This is a genomic window from Kangiella sp. M94 (genome assembly GCF_054926195.1).
In genome coordinates this window covers 1,743,058-1,761,640 of record NZ_CM142903.1, presented here as the reverse complement: position 1 = coordinate 1,761,640, position 18,583 = coordinate 1,743,058, and the positions used below count along the sequence as shown (strand labels likewise).

At 43.3% G+C, this 18,583-nt stretch carries 18 protein-coding genes and 1 tRNA gene; 14 read left to right on the top strand and 5 right to left on the bottom strand.

What is annotated here, in order from left to right; genetic code table 11:
* The first annotated feature begins 25 nt into the window (after positions 1-25).
* Positions 26-688, top strand: a complete 663-nt coding sequence (locus ACYTXU_RS08105; protein WP_462206154.1) for a class I SAM-dependent methyltransferase — start codon at positions 26-28, stop codon at positions 686-688.
* Here ACYTXU_RS08105 and ACYTXU_RS08100 read toward each other — a convergent pair.
* Positions 685-1,137 (bottom strand): RDD family protein, encoded by a 453-nt coding sequence (locus tag ACYTXU_RS08100; protein ID WP_462206153.1) that lies wholly within the window; start codon positions 1,135-1,137, stop codon positions 685-687. The two genes, ACYTXU_RS08105 and ACYTXU_RS08100, sit on opposite strands and share 4 nt — an antisense overlap.
* A gap of 177 nt (positions 1,138-1,314) precedes the next feature.
* Between ACYTXU_RS08100 and ACYTXU_RS08095 the strand changes: the two genes are divergently transcribed.
* From ACYTXU_RS08095 to ACYTXU_RS08035, 13 genes are all read left to right on the top strand, one after another.
* Positions 1,315-3,108: a DUF885 domain-containing protein gene (locus tag ACYTXU_RS08095; protein WP_462206152.1), complete on the top strand. Its 1,794-nt coding sequence runs from the start codon at positions 1,315-1,317 to the stop codon at positions 3,106-3,108.
* A 192-nt stretch (positions 3,109-3,300) separates the two neighbouring features.
* Complete coding sequence (locus ACYTXU_RS08090) at positions 3,301-3,771, top strand: hypothetical protein (RefSeq protein ID WP_462206150.1); 471 nt, start codon at positions 3,301-3,303, stop codon at positions 3,769-3,771.
* Positions 3,772-3,774: 3 nt separating this feature from the next.
* Positions 3,775-3,999 (top strand): helix-turn-helix transcriptional regulator, encoded by a 225-nt coding sequence (locus ACYTXU_RS08085; RefSeq protein ID WP_462206149.1) that lies wholly within the window; start codon positions 3,775-3,777, stop codon positions 3,997-3,999.
* Positions 4,000-4,085: 86 nt separating this feature from the next.
* Positions 4,086-4,172, top strand: a tRNA-Leu gene (locus tag ACYTXU_RS08080).
* Positions 4,173-4,338: 166 nt separating this feature from the next.
* Positions 4,339-4,671 carry a hypothetical protein gene (locus ACYTXU_RS08075; RefSeq protein WP_462206148.1) on the top strand — a complete coding sequence of 111 codons (333 nt, stop codon included), beginning with the start codon at positions 4,339-4,341 and terminating at the stop codon, positions 4,669-4,671.
* A 1-nt stretch (position 4,672) separates the two neighbouring features.
* Positions 4,673-7,678: an immune inhibitor A domain-containing protein gene (locus tag ACYTXU_RS08070; protein WP_462206146.1), complete on the top strand. Its 3,006-nt coding sequence runs from the start codon at positions 4,673-4,675 to the stop codon at positions 7,676-7,678.
* 834 nt (positions 7,679-8,512) lie between these two features.
* Positions 8,513-9,328 (top strand): lipase family protein, encoded by an 816-nt coding sequence (locus tag ACYTXU_RS08065; protein WP_462209388.1) that lies wholly within the window; start codon positions 8,513-8,515, stop codon positions 9,326-9,328.
* A 10-nt stretch (positions 9,329-9,338) separates the two neighbouring features.
* A complete protein-coding gene (locus ACYTXU_RS08060; RefSeq protein ID WP_462206145.1) occupies positions 9,339-10,478 on the top strand; it encodes a DUF4785 domain-containing protein in 1,140 nt (379 codons plus the stop codon).
* Between the two features lie 108 nt (positions 10,479-10,586).
* On the top strand, positions 10,587-11,240 hold the full coding sequence (locus tag ACYTXU_RS08055; RefSeq protein ID WP_462206144.1) for a hypothetical protein: 654 nt from the start codon (positions 10,587-10,589) through the stop codon (positions 11,238-11,240).
* Between the two features lie 85 nt (positions 11,241-11,325).
* Positions 11,326-11,661 (top strand): hypothetical protein, encoded by a 336-nt coding sequence (locus ACYTXU_RS08050; protein ID WP_462206143.1) that lies wholly within the window; start codon positions 11,326-11,328, stop codon positions 11,659-11,661.
* Positions 11,662-11,696: 35 nt separating this feature from the next.
* Positions 11,697-12,098, top strand: coding sequence for a hypothetical protein (locus ACYTXU_RS08045; RefSeq protein ID WP_462206141.1), 402 nt, complete (start codon positions 11,697-11,699; stop codon positions 12,096-12,098).
* 54 nt (positions 12,099-12,152) lie between these two features.
* Positions 12,153-12,815 (top strand): hypothetical protein, encoded by a 663-nt coding sequence (locus ACYTXU_RS08040; protein ID WP_462206140.1) that lies wholly within the window; start codon positions 12,153-12,155, stop codon positions 12,813-12,815.
* An 88-nt stretch (positions 12,816-12,903) separates the two neighbouring features.
* Positions 12,904-13,542 (top strand): hypothetical protein, encoded by a 639-nt coding sequence (locus ACYTXU_RS08035; RefSeq protein WP_462206138.1) that lies wholly within the window; start codon positions 12,904-12,906, stop codon positions 13,540-13,542.
* 140 nt (positions 13,543-13,682) lie between these two features.
* On the opposite strand, the gene ACYTXU_RS08030 is transcribed toward ACYTXU_RS08035, so the two are convergent.
* The 4 genes from ACYTXU_RS08030 to ACYTXU_RS08015 all read right to left on the bottom strand — a co-directional run bounded on the left by ACYTXU_RS08030 (position 13,683) and on the right by ACYTXU_RS08015 (position 18,530).
* Positions 13,683-14,372 (bottom strand): gamma-glutamyl-gamma-aminobutyrate hydrolase family protein, encoded by a 690-nt coding sequence (locus ACYTXU_RS08030; RefSeq protein ID WP_462206136.1) that lies wholly within the window; start codon positions 14,370-14,372, stop codon positions 13,683-13,685.
* Positions 14,357-15,355 carry an amidoligase family protein gene (locus ACYTXU_RS08025; RefSeq protein ID WP_462206134.1) on the bottom strand — a complete coding sequence of 333 codons (999 nt, stop codon included), beginning with the start codon at positions 15,353-15,355 and terminating at the stop codon, positions 14,357-14,359. The genes ACYTXU_RS08030 and ACYTXU_RS08025 overlap by 16 nt, the downstream gene beginning before the upstream one ends.
* A gap of 362 nt (positions 15,356-15,717) precedes the next feature.
* A complete protein-coding gene (locus ACYTXU_RS08020; protein ID WP_462206133.1) occupies positions 15,718-16,713 on the bottom strand; it encodes a D-Ala-D-Ala carboxypeptidase family metallohydrolase in 996 nt (331 codons plus the stop codon).
* Positions 16,714-16,808: 95 nt separating this feature from the next.
* Complete coding sequence (locus tag ACYTXU_RS08015) at positions 16,809-18,530, bottom strand: L,D-transpeptidase family protein (RefSeq protein ID WP_462206131.1); 1,722 nt, start codon at positions 18,528-18,530, stop codon at positions 16,809-16,811.
* Positions 18,531-18,583: the final 53 nt, after the last annotated feature.

Below are 18,583 nucleotides of genomic sequence, written 5' to 3'. Positions count from 1 at the left end.
CGGACCTTCCTACTGAGACCTTACTATGCCTTCCTTACGTTTTCGTTACCAAACGATAGAATTTGGTGACCGTGGTCAAATGGATATTCACTTGCGCACTTTGCGCGATAAACAACAATTTTCCGATCGACAACAAGTTGCTGAAAATCTCGGTATTAGCTCAGCGACTTGGCCGATCTTCGGTGTAGTCTGGGACTCAAGCCGCGTGCTGGCCGACATCATGCATGACTTTGATATAAAAGGTAAACGCATACTGGAAGTCGGTTGTGGTATTGGACTTGCCAGTTTAGTGCTGAACAAAAGACGGGCTGATATTACGGCAACGGACTACCATCCGGAAGTTGAAAATTTTCTGAATACCAATGCCTTATTAAACAATGATCAGGTAATCCCCTTTGTGCGCACTGGCTGGGCTGATGATGACTGTGGTATCGGGCAGTTTGATCTGATTATTGGCAGTGATCTGTTATATGAAGATGAGCATGTTGAGCTGTTGTCAGACTTTATTGATCAACATGCTAAACCGCAGTGTGAAGTCATTTTGATTGATCCGGGCCGCGGCCACCATGCGAAATTTAGTCGCAAGATGGTAGGTTTGGGCTATCAACATACACAAACTGCCGCCATACCTAATGAAGAAGTAGCTAAAGGCTATAAAGGTCAGGTCTTGCGCTATGAGCGAGGTTAGTCTTTGTTCTTATCGGGCAGAGCTACTACGCGAGTACCGCTGAGCATATCGTGCCAGCCGAGCTTTTTGGCGTTAAATAGGCTAAATAACATACCAATGCCTAACACGGCAGTGACATCACGAAGCATCGCTTGTCCAAATGTCACCGGCTTACCATTGTTTTGCACCAACAGCAGTTTCCAGGAACTCATGCCAACAGTTTGGCCGTAACGAACGTGTGAGCCGACGAAGTAAAACAGAATTAATAACGCTGGCAGAATTGAGTAGATTTTATAGGTTAAGGTATCCTGTCCTTGGTGGATGTCCTCAACACCTAGTAACCAGCGAATTAATGGGAAAGTGAATAATCCCCACAAAAACCAGATGGCTATGCAGATCAGCGCATCGTAAAGCCATGCACCTAACTTTTTGGTCAGTGGTGCTGGTGTTGTGATTAATGGTTGGGACATGTTTCGTTCAGCTCGTCAGTGATACCTTTTCAAAGTGGCGCTAGTCTACCAAAAGCGCTGCTGTGACTCCATACGAAACGTTCGGTAGCAGCATTTGCCAGTCTCCAGTCGTTCAGTGCTTTATCCAGCCAGCAAATCTTGCTATAAAAGGTGCACGAATATTTCTTGGTAACGATAATGAAACTAATCAAAGCCCTTTTTATTTCAACTATAATCTCCAGCAGCTTGCTGGTTAGCAGTATGGCTGCTAACGCAGGCGAAGATTACACTCAATGGTTGTATGAGTTTTTTGACAAGGTTGAAGAATACAATCTCAAGCAGAATCCATTATGGGCAGCCAGCCGTGGTGATGACTCAGCCAAAGGCAAACTGCGTGATGTGAGCCCAGCAGCCTACCAAGCCCGAAAGCAAGAATTGCAAGAGCTGATCGGCGAACTCAATAGTATTCAGCGAGATGATCTGTCTGCAGACGATCAAATCAGTTATGACATGATGCTGTTTCAATTAGAGCAGGAAGTCGCAGAAATTGACCTTAAAACTTATGAAATGCCGTTAAATTCAGAATGGGGCTTTCATGTTGGAATGGCGGGGCTGGCGCAGAGAGTGAGCTTTCGCACTTATGAGGACTATGAAAATTATCTTACGCTGTTGACTCAAATCCCTGGTCATTTCCAACAAAATATCAGCAACATGGAAGCAGGCATGGCGCGTGGTTTTACAGTACCAAAAGCGGTGCTGGAAGGTTACAGTGATGGCATTAAAGCCTATATCAAAGACAATGCTACCGAAACAGCCTGGTTTACGCCCTTTAATAATTTCCCCAAACATTTTACTGAACAACAGAAGCAGGAGTTGGTAAAGCAGGCGACGACCATTATCGGTCAGGTGGTGGTTCCCGAGTATCAAAACTACCTCAAGTTCTTCGAGCAGGAATATCTACCCAATGCCAAACAAACGATTGCTGCGTACGATTTTCCAGATGGTAAAGCTTATTATCAGAATCAGGTGAAACTCTATACCACTCTGGATATGACGCCTGATGAGATCCATGAGATCGGCTTATCAGAAGTTAAGCGGATTCGTACAGAAATGGAGCAGGTTATCGAAGACAGTGGTTTTGAGGGTACTTTCCCTGAATTTTTAGAGTTCTTACGCACTGACCCTCAGTTCTATGCCGAAACTCCAGAAGAGCTGATTAAAGAGGCTTCTTACATCGCTAAAAAGATGGATCATAAGTTGCCACAGTTCTTCGGTAAGTTGCCGCGCCAGCCCTACGGCGTTGTGCCCGTTCCCGAGGCTATCGCTCCGAAATACACCACAGGCCGTTACTCTGGTGCGCCATTAGACAGCACTCGTGCGGGCGAATATTGGGTTAATACTTATGCGCTGGATAAGCGTCCTTTGTATAATCTTGAGGCGCTAACCTTGCATGAAGCCGTCCCGGGTCATCATCTGCAAACCGCTTTAGCAAAAGAGTTGGAGCATTTGCCCAGTTTCCGCCAGAACACTTATATTTCAGCTTTTGGCGAAGGGTGGGGCTTATACAGTGAAAAATTGGGGCTTGAAGCAGGCTTTTACCAGGATCCCTACAGCAACTTCGGCCGTTTAACTTATGAAATGTGGCGTGCAATCCGCCTGGTCGTGGATACCGGCATGCACACCAAAGGCTGGACGCGTGAGCAAGCCATCAAAATGATGGAAGAGAATACCGCGCTTTCGACCCACAACGTTCGAACCGAAATAGACCGCTATATCAGCTGGCCGGCGCAGGCACTGTCTTATAAATTAGGCGAGCTGAAAATATTGGAACTTCGAGCCAAAGCTGAAGAAGAGCTGGGTGCAGATTTTGATATTCGTCGTTTCCATGATGCGGTGCTAGCCAATGGTTCAATTCCGTTAAGTGTTCTAGAAGCTCAAATCGAACAGTTTATTGCAGATGAGAAAGCGTCAATTAAGAAGGGAGATTCGTAATAGTCCACTATTAATTAACAACAACCTGTAGATACAGAACCCAGCCTTGCGCTGGGTTTTTTATGTGCAAATAGAAAACTCTTGACTTGGGCTGCAAAAGTACCATAATGTAACCCAGAGGTATCAAAGAGGGTTGCTTGATTGTCTTTTTGACACTTTCAATTTCAATTTAACTTTATGGAGAAATGAGCTATGAAACAAAATAACTGTGCAGAAACGGTCGACAGGATGCAACGAGGCGTTGCCTGGGGCATGCTGCTATGTGGAATTACCTACTTAATGATAATTGCTGAAGAGTTTACTCCTAAGGGTACGCTCAACAGTATATTGGATATGATTACCATGGTAGGTGTTGTCATTACTATGGGTGTTACCCTTATTGCGATATGGCCTGGTATAAAGCAAAAGCTTGGTGGACAACTTGTTGGAGCAAAGGAACCAGAAGGTTTTGTGTCGGGGGCAATGCTAGTAAGTTTCAAGAATGGCTGGATAGCAACAACATTGAGTGTCACAGTTTTGCTCGGTTTCTCCTCCCAGCTTGAACTGCTGGAACTGCCTATAAGGTTCTACTTTACTTCATTATTTGCCATTGCTGTTCTTTCTGTCAGCCTCAGTTTCTTCTGGCTTACTCGAGAGGATGATTTGGAAGGTATGGAGGAGTAGTTTATGCACCCCGAACTAGATAATAGAATTCGTGTGTTTAGAGCTGAGCATCGAATGAGCCAGGGCGAATTAGCCGAAGCAATTGGTGTTTCAAGAAAAACCATCAGTACTATTGAGGTTGGTAAATTCGTACCTTCAACCATAATAGCGCTTAAAATTGCAGGGTATTTTAAAGTCCCTGTTGAAGAAGTGTTTAGCCTGACTGATGTGGAGCAGCAAACCGCTTAAAAAGGCGAACGCTAGTATTGCAAAAACAGTCTGTTAGTTTATAATGCGCCTCACTTTTAGGGCCTCGCCTTAATACAAAGTTTAAAGCCAGAGTGGTGAAATTGGTAGACACACGGGATTCAAAATCCCGCGCCCTTAAAAGCGTGCCGGTTCGAGTCCGGCCTCTGGTACCACATCAAAGCCCTTGTTTTTACAAGGGCTTTTTCGTTCCTACCCTATCTTCTTAGAAAATCCCCTAAAAACAGCGCAACTGTATGCTTTTGTATCCAAGCTTGTGAGTTTGGTAATCTGACTTGAAGCCTCATGCAAACTGGTCTTTAATAGGAGTCTTATTATTATATGAGTAAAGAAATGCGTGTTTATTTGTTGTTGACTTGCTCAGTTTTTGTTTTGTTGATGGTGGCTTGTAAAAACGATACTCAGGTGGAAGCCGAAGGTGTTGAAGAGCATGCAAATCAAGCTTCCGACTCTCAATTCAATCCACATAAAGGTCCGGTTAAACCAATCTGTAGTGCTCCAGCTCCTGTTAAAGATATCTGGAAACTTGAGCCGATGCTTATTGAGAAAGGTTTGATCACCGAAGAGATGGATAAAGAGCAGCGAGAATTGGTTATTCGAAATTATATCAACAAGAAAAATTCTGTGTATGAAAATTGTTTAAAAGGAAAGTGAAATGAAACACACCGCTATTTATAGTTTATTGGCAATTGCGCTTGCCACTCCAATGGCACAAGCCGCTGAAAAATCGGTTACCCCAAAAGACCCTGCGTTGGTCAATCATGAAAGAATTTTGTACTGGCTTGAAAAGCGTGGCGATATTAATGCTAATGCCAGCGAAGCTGAAAAAGAACAGGCAGTAAAGCACTATCTTGGTCAAAGTTTAAGTAGTCAGCCAAAGCAACCAACTTTAGTGGCTAACAGTTTAAAGCAAAAGAAGCAGTCCTTTATTAAGGGAGTGACAACTGAGCAAAAAACTATAAATAATAAAACGGTTAAAGTGCTTGCTGTATTAATCGACTTTCCTGACTTACCTTACGATGATAACCGCTTATCTCCAAGCGATACGAATATGTACTATGATTCGTATCCAGTATCGCATTATCAAAACCTGATGTTCTCAACCACTGGCTTTACCGGGCCATCGGGGCAAAACCTGGAATCAGGGTACAATTTTTATCAGGATGAATCAGGCGGTATGTTCTCCTTCACGGGTGATACCTATGGCTGGGTAACCGCGGATAATAATGCCGTACATTATGGCGAGAATGATCCTGACAACAATGATAACGATAAAAATGTTCCAGCATTAGTTAAAGAAGCTGTTACTAAGGCTGTCCAGGCAAATGGCATTAATCTTGCCGATTATGACTTGGAAGATCCTTATGATTTAGATGGTGACGGTAACATTGAAGAAGCGGACGGTCTTATCGATCACGTGATGATTTACCACTCAAGCGTCGGCGAAGAAGCGGGTGGTGGTGTGTTAAGTGATGATGCTATCTGGTCACACCGTTTCTTTGTTGACGGTCAGCAGGGCGGTTACACCATTCCCGGTACCAGTAAAAAGCTTTTTGGCTACACAATTCAGCCAATCGATGCGGCAACCGGTGTTGTTGTGCATGAATTTGGACACGACTTAGGTTTGCCTGATGAATATGACATCGCTGGCTCTGCAGAAGGCTCACCAGTAGGTATCTGGTCAGTAATGGCCTCGGGTAGCTGGGTGGGTAGCCCTGCTGGTACCAAGCCAACTGGTTTCAGCCCCTATGCGCGTTCATTCTTGCAAGCAACTTACGGTGGTGACTGGATCGATGAGTTGGTTGTTAACCTTGATGATTTAATGGGTGCTCCGCAAGATGTTGATTTAGTACAGGCCTCTAACCATTCTGGAACTTATAACCAAATCAGAGTCGATATTCCAGCTCCGCTTTTTGACTTTATGACTCCTTATACAGGCTCGTATCAATATTACTCGGGCAAAGGTGATATGAAGTCGAACAGTATGAGCTTTATTGTTGACCTGCCTGCGACTGGTACTCTTGAGTTGAGTATGAAAGCGCACTGGGATATTGAAGTTGATTATGATTATTTGCAGGTTAAAGCTAATGGCACGGCGCTTGCTGGTAATCATACTAAAGTTAACAATCAGTATCATAATGTGAACAACTTTGTTACTGGTAAATCAGTCGATATCGCTGGCTCTGAAGGAGCCGATGGCTGGGTTGATTTAACGTTTGATGTGACAGCTTATGCCGGACAAAGCGTAACCTTCAGTTTCAACTATGAAACGGATCAAAGCGTTGGTGGTTATGGTTTCGTCGCCGACGATATTACTGTTAAACAATCCGGATCTGCTATCCATACCGATGGTGCAGAAGTTGCTGATGCAGTAACCCTAGATGGTTTCTCGAGAGCTTCTAATAAAGCACCAGGCCTACCACAGAACTATTGGATACAGCTCAGAAGCGCTAATGGTCGTGATGTAGGTTTTGCTAACACCTTTAATAGCCCTGGCGTTTTAGTCTGGTTCGGTAATGAGAACTACAGTGACAATAAAGTTGGTGCTGATGATCATCCTGGCTACGGCTTTACCGGTGTTGTGGATGCCGACCAAAATATCATTATGAATGGTTCAAGTCCGGGTAGTACCTTAACTCAGATTAGAGATGCTGCATTTGGTCTCTACGATCAAAAAGCTACCAGTAACGACAATCATTTAGCGGCTATTTCTGTATTTGATGACTCCAATGATTATTCTGCTCCTGAGCAGCCTGCGTCAGGTCTTGTATTGCCAGAGCATGGTTTCAAAATGGAAGTGCTTAATCAGGCAGCAAACTCCAGTACGGCAACCGTTAAACTCAGTGTCGCACCTCTTGAATTAGCAGCGGGTTTTGAATTCCAACGTAATTTCCGAGAAGTTTCTTTTACCGATGAAACGGCTGGCGGGATTCCTGGTTATACCTATGAATGGGATTTCGGTGATGGTTCTGCAGTCTCTACTGAAGCGGCTCCAGTTCATACTTACGCTACTAGCGGCAACTATACGGTTACATTGACGGTTACTGATCAGGACAGCACTGTAAGTGTTGTTGAACAGGTAGTTGTGATTGGTGATGCACTATCGGCTGACTTTAATCTAGCGACCACTGGTGCAGTAGTAGAACTTGAAGCATCGATCACGGGTGGTGTCGAAACTTACAGTGTTCAATGGGATATGGGCGATGGTAACCAGGAAACTGGCTTAAATGCCAGCTATGGATATAGCCTCACTGGTACTTACACCATAACCATGACCGTCACGAGTGGCGATAACCAGGAAGCACAAATATCGAAGCAGGTGAGTGTAGTAGCACCGCTTAATGTTAATTTCAGTTCCAGTCGCAACAACTTAACGGTAACTTTCTCAAGCACTGCGACAGGTGGGGACGGTAATTACACTTATGAGTGGGATTTCGGCGATGGAAGTAGCAGCACAGCTAAGTCTCCCTCACATACCTACTCAGCCGGTGGTACTTATGAAGTGACTTTCAAGGCCACTGATGGAACAGGTGTTGAAAGAGAGATGACTCAGTCTGTGACGGTAACTGCTCCTCCGTCAAGCGGCGGTGGTGGCGGCGGCGGTAGCACCAACTGGTTGCTGTTAATGCTATTAGGATTGGTGCTCTATAAAAGACGCTAAGACAACTGAGCTTTAACACACTTAAGCTCACAGAGCTAAATAGGAAGCCGTGCGAATGCACGGCTTTTTTGTTCATCGCATATACGTGAAGTTACAGGATGGGTTTACCCAAGGGGGCAGACCGAGCGGAGCCTGCCCTCTGGGTGCAACGCCAGTGTAGCCCATCATTGTGCTACGAAGGTGTGAATTGATGGGTTACGCCTGTGGCTAACCCATCCTATGTTTCTAGTTATTACTTGAAACTAAGCGATTTTGGATTGAGCTGTTTACTCGTCACATGCGGTTAGGTTCGGGTCTGCCCTGACCTGCATGTCAGCTCAATTAATCCCCCGTTAGCACTATCCTTCAAGGCATAGCGAGAGCACGGCTTTTTTTGCACAAAAATTAGTGACCTAAATCACAAACTGATCAAATTCATAAGTCATTACTGACTTGTTATCAGCTATTTCCTGCCACTTACTTCTACTAATGACTTGCTGTCATTGAACGCTTGTTTGAAAGTTACCTTTATGGTTTCAAGTATGTGTTTGAAAGTTGCTTAAGAATCTTTAAATAACAATGGCTTAAATGTCTATCTCAGTATGAATAAAACCTCTTGAAAGCTATCTCCATGTTTAAAACTAGCGTTTTTTACAATTAGTAAAACTGATGCTATAAACTTGTTTGCCTTATAAAAACTAATTAAAGGCAAAGAAGGAATGCTTGTAGCTTTGTTACAGAAAATAAAAAGCTATAAGTGAGCAGTCAGCTTAAAAACCTAGGGGGTAGCAAATGCTGAAGAAATCTTTCCTAAACAAGCTCTTGTTGGGGGCGTCTTTGATTGGCGGTTCCTTGATGGCCGCTTCCGCGAGTGCGAATGTTGGCGTTGCTTTTGTTCATGGCACAGGCCAGCAAAGCGATGCTTATAATGACTACTGGACCGGTTCAATGATTCAATCGGTCATTCAAGGCCTTCCCAACTCAAGCAACTACACGGTCATTAATTGTGACTTTACTCAATACATGTGGGACAGCCGTGCTTCAGGTTGTTTAGCAGGGCAATTAACTAACTTTATCAATAATAAGGGCATTACGCAGATGACCCTCATCACCCACTCAAACGGTGGCAATGTGGTGCGCTGGATCCTGTCAAACCCAACCTGGGATAGTCGTTTTCCGAATATCATCAACAAAACAAAAGAAGTCATTGCCTTAGCACCATCAAGTGGTGGCACTCCGTTGGCGCAAGCTGTGTTGAGCGGTAATGCTTTCGAGCAATCGCTAGGCTGGTTGCTTGGTTATCAAAATGATGCGGTACGTCAGCAGCAGGAGTCCTGGATGGCGAGCTATAATGCCAACTGGCTATACGGTACATCTGGTCGTCCAAGCTTACCGAAGCCATTCGTTAACGTAGTGGGTACTGACGTTGAGTCAGCGATCTGGGATGGCGACAGTTATTGCGGCGGATATTCGCAGAATGTGGGGCTTGAATTCACGCAAAACTGGCTCGACAGCTGCTCAGATGGATTCCTCAATTGCAGTTCGCAAAGTGCTGCCGGTTCGGTCTGGTTCTATGACAAATGGTATACCAAAGGTGGTGAGCCGCTCAGTCATGCGCAAAGCCGTCGTAACTGCTTCTATCTAGACTCATACCTACGTAACCGAATTTAAGGAGCCCATCATGAAGAATATTGCATTAATTACTTCTACCACGCTGGCTCTTGTCTTGAGTTCAGCCGTTAACGCCAATACTAATATCAGAAACACAGACGCTACCAGCTACAGTTTTGCAGTTGGCCAGGACAACAAATTTGCCATTACTCAAAGCCAACATGTTCCAGCAACGCAAAGCCGCGAATACAGCTTGGATGTGAATGGTCGTTCATTGCAACGCGGTGTCTCATTAACCACCAGCGCTCCAGGTGCGCTAGTTCGTATCTCAGCAGCCGATGGTCGTTCAGCAGTTGAGCCGCAGATGATGAACATCAGCCAGAAGGGTGGCAAAAGCTTCGCAAAAGGCAGTGGCTTCGACATGCTGGTTGATAGTAATGCCATGCAGGCACAAGGTGTTGGTTTCCAACGCGGAACCACCGGTTTTAAGTTAGCTGATAATTTGGGGCAAGGTGAGTTCACCTTACAAACCAACCAGAAACTTAATCCCAACGGCAAATACCGCATCAATGTCTTTGAGAAAAACAGCGACACCGCTTTATATCTCAAATCACAACGCGGCGGTTACTTCAAAGGTGAAACGCTAAACGTTAATGCTCATGTCTTTGACCAAGGCCAGGCCCAAACTATCCGCAACATCAAAGGACAACTAGTCTCGCCAACCGGTCAAAGTTACCCAGTGATTTTCAAAAAATCAGGTGACGGCTATCAGGTGAAAATGCCCATGAAAATGGCAGCTGATAATGTGCCCGGTGCTTTGTGGGAACTACACACCGAAGTTAAAGCTCATGTAAACGGCAAATTGGTTCAACGTAATGGTCGCGTACCATTCTCCTATGACGAAATGACAGCATCAGTTGGCAGCAATGTGCAAATCGTCGGTGGCAATAAAAACCTTAAAGCCATGGTACCAGTGAGCGTTAAGCAAGACAGTCGCTTTGAAGTACGTGGCGTTTTATACGGCACAGACAAAGCAGGCAACATGAAACCTATCATGACAACTCACACCGCACAGAATCTTAGTCGCGGTTCGGGACAAATCATGATGGAGTTTGACTCAAGTATCTTAGCGAAGAGTGGCCTTAGCGCACCTTATGAGCTGAGAAATGTAGAGCTGCGAGACCAAAGCCAAATGGCTATTTTAAAATAATCATCATTGTTTTGATTGTTACAGGCAGCTTCGGCTGCCTTTTTTATGCTTCAAAAGTTTTAGCCAATAAAGTAGACTCCAACTAACACAAAGAAAAAGGACAGGGACGTGAATTATTTAATTGGGGCATTATTTGGAATATTACTAGTACTGGTTGTGCTTGGCGGTTTTACCTATCTGCATTATCTGGAAGTCGATTCAATCAAACAGGAAATAGAGGATAGCAGCCAAAACCAACAAGCTAAGCCGGTAGAAAAACCTTCTCAAAAGCCAGCAAAGCCTGTTAGTCAAAAAGTTGTAAATAACAAACGACAAAACCTGACTGCTCAAAAGCAAGAAAATTCTCTATCTACAAAACCCGTGATCTACACATGGACAGACGGCAGTGGTAATAAACGATATACAGAGACGCCACCATCAACTGGTAACTATCAAATACAGGATTTATCAGGAGAAGGCTTTAGTGTGATCCCCATGGAGCGGGTTAAACCCATCCCAAAAAACACAACCACAAATCGTCAAACCAGTAATAACTACCAAAGCCCAGCAATGATCAAGCAGCAACTAATATCCGAAAATCATACACATTGCCGCTGGGTAGTTGGTCGAGCTTATGAAACCTACCTGAAAATACAACAGCACACAGGCCCGAACCGAAGTATTTACTGCGATGAATATCAAGAGCGATTAATAGAAATGCGCAAGTTAGCCAGAGAGGGTGAAGCCTGTTATTACCCTTATGGGTATATGTCCAATTGTTAGAATGCAAAGCTGGATAGAGGATGCGTCTAGGCTTTCTACTTAAGGATATTTGATTAACCGTTACTAAAAAAGGGGAATAGATAGTTTGAATTTTCCAATAGGGAACTCATACAAAGCGACAATGTTTGTACTTGTATTCGCATCTGTTATGTTTTTTGTTGCTATCGGCACAAAAGAGTTTTTTCAAAAAGATAAGCCTGATGTACAGGACAGCCCCTTAATAACAGAGTCAATATTATCAACACATATTGAGTATTATTATCTCGAAGGAGTCGATAATCAGGGCAATACAGTTTTTTATAAGTATCGAGCTGGCCAAGAAAAGAATGGCCCTGTAGATGTTTTGACTGAAGCTGAATTCATTGCAATGGGGGAGAAAATGCTTGCAGAAGATCGCAAACGATATGAGAAAAGCCATTAAAGCAATCTACTACAATAGAGAGGGGATAAAGGACGATGTCAAAAGCGATAACAGCAACTAACCTTATTGTGGTGCTAGCGCTGTGTTTTTTAATTGGGTACGAAATAAAAGAGATGTTTTTTGCAACGGAAATTGAAAGGGAAGATTACTCTTTAAGCTTTAAGTCTGAATATCTAGATTCATTAGATAGTAAGGTTCATGTTGAAATTATCGTAGATGAGAACGGTAATGAAATTCTTCAATACCTTGAGACTTATGATGGAGAAAGTAAAGTTATGGACACAATGCCCCGGGAAGAGTTTGAAAAAGAGGTCAAGCCATATCGAGAGTCCTTTGCACGATTAAGACAAGACTTAAGCGCTGAAGAATTGGAAGAATTTCTAGCCATTGATCTCTTTCAGGAAAGAGCTGAAAAAAGAGGGTTGGAAAAAGAGTAGCTAGCGCAGGGTGCGTCGCGACGTACCGCACCGCTATAGCTATAGGGAGTTGTGATGAAAAAGTTAAAACTACTGCTAAGTTTATCGGTTGCTTTGGGGTTGGTAGGGTGTTCGCCTGGAGCTTCGGAGCATAGAAAATTATGCAAGAAAGATGCAGGAACGGTCATTTATAAGCAGGTAGAGGCCGATGGCTTTTATCATGCGCAGTGCAGCTCATCTTGCTGGGTGCAATTTCTTGATATGTATGAAAGAACAGGGATTTCTTATATGGAATTTAATAACGAAAGAACTTACTCTACAGCATATATCCCTGAAAAAGGTTATTGGCGTTACTTTATTGCCGACAAAGGGAATAAGTTTTGTAATGTAAAAATCACTAAAAAGATAGATAGTTATTCAAGCCCTGACGATTTTATTAAACAATTTAGGGAAAATAAATGTGTTGCTGCAAAAAGCATTAAGTCACCTACTGCTAAATATTTTTATGAAGACAATAACCGTGTAATTACTGTTGGTAATTTATTTGGAACCACAATAAATAAAGTAGAGTTGGTAATAAAAGATCGTGATGAGAACATTTATAGCAAAACAACACAATATATAAAGGACGTGGTGCCTGGAACACCTCATGAGGGTGGTTCTAAGGGGTGTAAGGTCTATGCTTACCCCATTCTTGGAAATTTATATGAACAAACTATCGTGCCTAGTTCAAAGTAGATGGAGTTAGCCAGAGAAGGTGAAGGTTGTTATTAGCCGTATAGGTATACATCCAAGTTTTAGATGAATAGTATTAAGGAGCGATAAATTGAAAAATAGAGTGTTTATTTTATTTGGAATGTTTTTAATTTGTGGATGTTCATCTGAACAAGTTAAGCATAAGGTGCTGTGTGAAAATGAGGCTGGCTTAAAAATTTATAATAAAGCACAAGCGAATGGATATTTTGATAGAACATGTAACTCACTTGATCATTGCTCAATGAAGTTGTTTGAATCTGGCCTTCCTTTTGTTGTTTTTGAATTTAAAAGAAGCAAGCACGGGTATGATTTCGAAAATGGTATCTATAATATGCGATTCAAGGAAGAACTTTGTGAATACTCACGAAAAGGAATAGTAAAGAAAATCAAAGAAATGAAAATTGATGAATGCTTAGATATTCAGGTTGCATCCGAGCCTTTTCCTAGATATGAGCTTAACAGAGAATATAAAAGTAATTATAAACTTTCTAGTTCAAATTGGTCTTTAAGTAAAAGTTCTTTTATTGTTGTAGATAGAGAAAAGAAAGAAATTCTAGCAGAGGATGTTCAGTTGAGATTATCCAAGAAAAGTGCTTGGAGCTCAATTTTTTTTAAAAGCTCATATTCTTGCCCTGACTCCAGTCCTATCAAAGAGCGTTCATATTTAATAAAAAAAGTTATATTCAAAGAAGAGGGAGATGACGAATGATTGAAGAAATTTATATTAATGCCTTAATGGCCGATGCCGCTTTAATGAAGGTGATAAATATTGGGCCCTCACAAACTTCCAAGTAGGCTCTGCACGCGTAGCCTCGAATAAGTCACAACACCTTCGACTGTTAACTCCTTTCAATGTTGACTCTTAACAGCTTTTTTTACTAAAGCTTTAAAGATCGCTCGCTGCGATTTCATGTATAGCAAAAACTCGGGATGCCATTGTACTCCCAGTACAAAAGGTATGGCGGGAGCTTCGATAGCTTGAACAATGTTATCGGCATCTTTGCCAGTCACTACTAAGTTTTCACCGACCTTATCAATCCCCTGATTATGCAGGCTGTTAATCTTGGAAGGTTTGCTGCCCATAATAGACAAGAGCAGGCTGTTACCGACTTCTGAGGTGTCTGACTTATAAAGTGTTTTTAATGGAAAAATAGTCCAACGGTTTGAGGTTTTTACACGATGCAGGTGCAGTTGTTGAAACAGTGTTCCTCCGCAAGCAACATTAAGCAGTTGTGCGCCTCGGCATATTCCCAGTAACGGCAGGTTTCGCTTCAAGGCACCTTTAATGATTTTCATTTCAAAGGCATCGCGAGCGCTGTCGTATTTTGGTTCTACTTCCGGCTCTGTCGCATATAACACAGGTTCAACATCATGCCCGCCGGTGATCACCACGCCATCATATTCATGCTGAAGTTGTTCGTCGCCTGGTCGCAATTGTAGCGGGCGTCCACCGTAGAAACGGATGGCCCATGCAACCAGCAATCTGGGGCCAAAAGCACCTCTCTTTGGTCCTGTAACAGCGATTACCGGTTTAGCCATTGCTTCTCCACAATCTTATCCCAGCTAGTGAAAAGCCGCTTCAAGGGACTGTTCAAATATTTTTCATAAGCCTGGCAACAAGCTTGTAAGCGATTCTCATCGGCGGCCAGACGTTCGACCTCAACCCAGTCGTTCCATGCTTGGTATATTCCCCACTGTGGGTTATCGATATCGCAGTCGGGTAGCCGGTAATGAAACGTTGGGCGTGCTTTTATCAATTCATCGTCGGTTTTATCAAGAACCCGTTGCTCATCCAAATGCTTAAACAGAGGCAGCATATCCAGTGCTCGGTTGCGGGTTGGGTTATCAATCAGGTAATCATCAATCAGATCTGAAAGCTCAGGCCAGTAATCGTTTTTGATGATTTTCTTAATGTATGCAACAGGGAAGGGATCTACATAGCTGGTTATGCGGCGCGTAAGATCAATATCGGCACGTTTATAAAGCCAATCGTAAAGGCACATGAAAGCTTTCAAACAAGCTGTAATATGCTTTGCTTCAAGGCTGGCCAATTCAGGATTAAGCTGCATGCCGAATGCATTAACGGCTCTGTCAGCGGTACCTTTAGCCCCTTTCTTGTGTAAACGTTTAACTAAGCCCTCAACCTCATTCAATCGATCCCAGGGCAGTGGTGGACTAATAACTTCAACCGGAACCAGCGCTTTTGCCGCCCATGCCAATAACTCCTCTGTCGAGCGGTTTACCTGATCCATGAATGTTTTATTATGCTGCTCCTTGCGGCCCAGTTTTTTTATATAGTCGTAATCTAGCTCGACGCCCCAGTCCCCGCTATTATCGCCTTTTAAGGTTCGCGCATACCGGCCATCTGAGGAAATAGTGAGACTAAAATGATTGGCTACCAATGAAGCGAGTGTATCAAGTTCAAGACCACTCATTTCAAGCTCTACACCGATCCGCCGCTTTTTCCCATCAGCATTTTCTAACCACGGAGGCGACTTTAATTGTGGGTCTGCTTTAGGCATTTAATATCCTTCAAATTCAATGAAATTTCTGATGGTGGTCTACGAAGTAACAATGATCTGCGTATCCTATAAACACCAGCTTCAATAAATGATCATTTCCCTAAACTTTCTTAATACATACCATAAAGTCATAGGCATGCTCAAACCTGTCGCACAAAACTGAAGGCATTGAAAATCAAATCTGTCTTTTTTTCTGATGAGGAATATAGGTTAAATATGTCCGTAATAGCTCGATTCTGCCAGGCACGAACCGAAAACAATTGAGCATCTTTATTTATATATCGGAGAACCATAATTTTTATCTCAACTTTAGAAATAAAAAAAGGCCATCAAGCGATGGCCTTTGGACTTCATAGACTAGATTAGATTCCCCAGCGAGCTTTAGTGCCTCGGACATCCACATGCACAAATGGGCCGCGTACTGTGTTTGGTTTATAGACGCCAATACCACCGATGAGATCGTCACGATGATCGTGAACCTCGGGGTTGTTAGCAAACTCGTATAGGCGTAGCGCATCTTTTTCATTCACTTTGCCATCGCCATTGATGTCGTCCATACGACCATTGGATACTGTATCAATGAAAATGTCTGATGCATCACCATAAACATGACGGCTGTTGGCAACATTTCCAATTGCTTTATTGTATGCCGGTGTGCGGTAACCGCTCATGATGACAAAACTGTCGGTGCGGATTCCTTTATCATTCACATCGGTTAGCAATAGTTCTAAATTTTCCAGCAGGTTTTGTCTTAGCACCATGTATTTTGGATAGCCGCCTGGCTGTTTGCACAAGAATTGCCCCAGTGTAAAGTGTGGCGTGATTTTGGTATCCATGTTCTCTTTCGTTACTTCAATAAAGCCTTTTGGAGCTGAGTATGTAGGCAGGCCCTTCAATGGCTCGGGATAGTTACCAATTTTGTAGCCATTGAGTACGCCATTTTTCATTTCCGAGGCAGGGCGTAATACAAAAACTGATAATGTAATCTGATGCCCGGTTTTTTGATCGCTGGTTTCAAGGGTGTAAAGCCCTGGAGTTTTTGGTGCTTTCCATTGCAACTGGCCGTTCTTCCAGTCTAATGGTTGCCATTGTTTGTTAACTGACACGCGACTCGTCAGTTGAGTGCGATTGGATTTGAGGCTGAGCTCTTGCGCGGGCATTACTGTATGGAAAAACAATTCATACGGAATGGTTCTATTGTTAGCAATGAGTTCAAACTCAGCTTTGCCGCTTTGATAGTCCTTGTTTTCGGTAATCGCATGGCTTTGCTTTGGAGTTAAGATCCACAGGGTTACTATCATCAGTAATGCCCAGGTGGTTCGCACTTGATACAGGTCGCTCAGTCTAATCTTTGGCACAATAGCTCCTTCACTGAAAACAGTGAGCATAAATTAAAACACAAAAATGCCCTGGACCATCCTGTTGACCCTGATGAAGTTAAGTCCTTTTGAGGTTAGCGCAAGAGGAAACTTGCCGCTGGTTGTTGAAGTGCTTGATACAGCTTTGTATCACGTTGATAAATGTCTGCTCTAAACTGAACCGTCTGATTCAGTCCCAAATAAGCGGTTCTATACTCCATTCTTATTGGGACAGGTGATGATAAGTTTACCGTATTTGTATGTTTTTTGTTCAATTGATTTTCTATATCGATATCGCTCAATCCATCAGAGCGAAGCAGCCACCAGAGCAATTCCATCGGTTTCTGTAGCCGAATGCAACCTGAACTAAATGCTCTTATATCGTTTTTAAACAATGACTTAGTGGGTGTGTCATGGAGGTAGACTTCATAGGTATTGGGGAACATAAACTTAACCTGGCCGAGTGCATTATTGTCTCCTGGGGCCTGTACTAAACGGTAAGGAAAGTTCGATCTTGATACCTTTTTCCAGTCAATAAGGCTTGGATCTTCAACTTTAAAGTCCTGCAAATAGACGCTAAATTGATTATCCAGCAGGTATTGAGGGTTTTCTTGAATCAGTGGAAGCTTGTCTTTTGTTGCGAGTTCCCAAGGAACCACCCAAGTAGGATTTAGCACCAAATACTGAATGGTATCTTCGAAAATAGGAGTTTGGCGATTAAGCTGGCCAACAATCACCAGCATCCTCAGGCTTTCTTTTCCATTCTCTAAAGCTAACAGCTCAAAGCTGGCTATATTAACGATAATCAGACGAGTTACCGGTTTCAGCTGGTGCCAACGAATTCGCTCAAGATTCACTGCGAGCTGTTCCATTCGCTGTTGCGGGGTGATATTCAATGCCGATAGGGTCCTTTTACCCAGTACGCCATCCGGCTCCAGGCCATGACGAGACTGGAATTGTGCAACCGCATTCACTAAATCATCATCAAAGAGTACATCCAAAGGGGCATGATGATACCAGTCCTCGGACAAATCCCCCCAGAATATAAGTCTTTCGGCAATAGCTTCCAATCGCGGATCGCTCATCTGTGGCTTGATCGAGGGTTGCAAGTCAAGCTGAGGCCAATCAGGAGCGACACGGCTGGAAAGTGAGGCAAGGTACTCTTTTAGGCTTTGATAATCCTGAGATTGAGGTTCTAGTTTTTTTAAGTGGTTGATTAGGCTTGGCGCATGAATGGCTGAATTTAACCGTTCAGTGAGATCTATAGCTACTTTAGGCACCTCGGTGTCCTTATAAATAAGGTTGGGATTGATTTTCCCAGACAGCAGATGCTTAGTCAGACTTAAAATGGCGTCAGTTTGCAAAAGGTCACACTCGGCTACTAACTCCTGTGTTGGAATCTGACAGCGCTCCATCAATGTCCGGAAGTGATAATCGCTGGCTAACAGACCGTGTAAATGGACTTGTTGTAAGTACGCCAACAGTTGCTGTAACGTGTCCTGTTCGCGATATAAAGAATCCCAAATCCGAGAAAATCCCCTTTCACGGTAAAAGTCATAGAGCGTGGGTGAATTTAAAAGCGAAACGCCTAGCAGCGGCAAGTGGCCGTTTTGTAAGTGATACGCTAGGCTAACCTGAAGAGCCGACTCAGATTCTTGAAAGTTTGCTTCATCAAAGCCATTGAAGTTGGAAGCAAGCAGTGGAGGGGAGGGTGCGTGTGCGAGAAGTAAGGGGCTAAATATACTTATCCAACACAGGGACACCACTTTAGCGTAAAAATGACTTCTCTTAATACAACTGCTCAACCAAAACCACATAACCAACTCCAGTTAATGAATAGCTTCCTAGCTCATTTTAGTATAGACCTCTA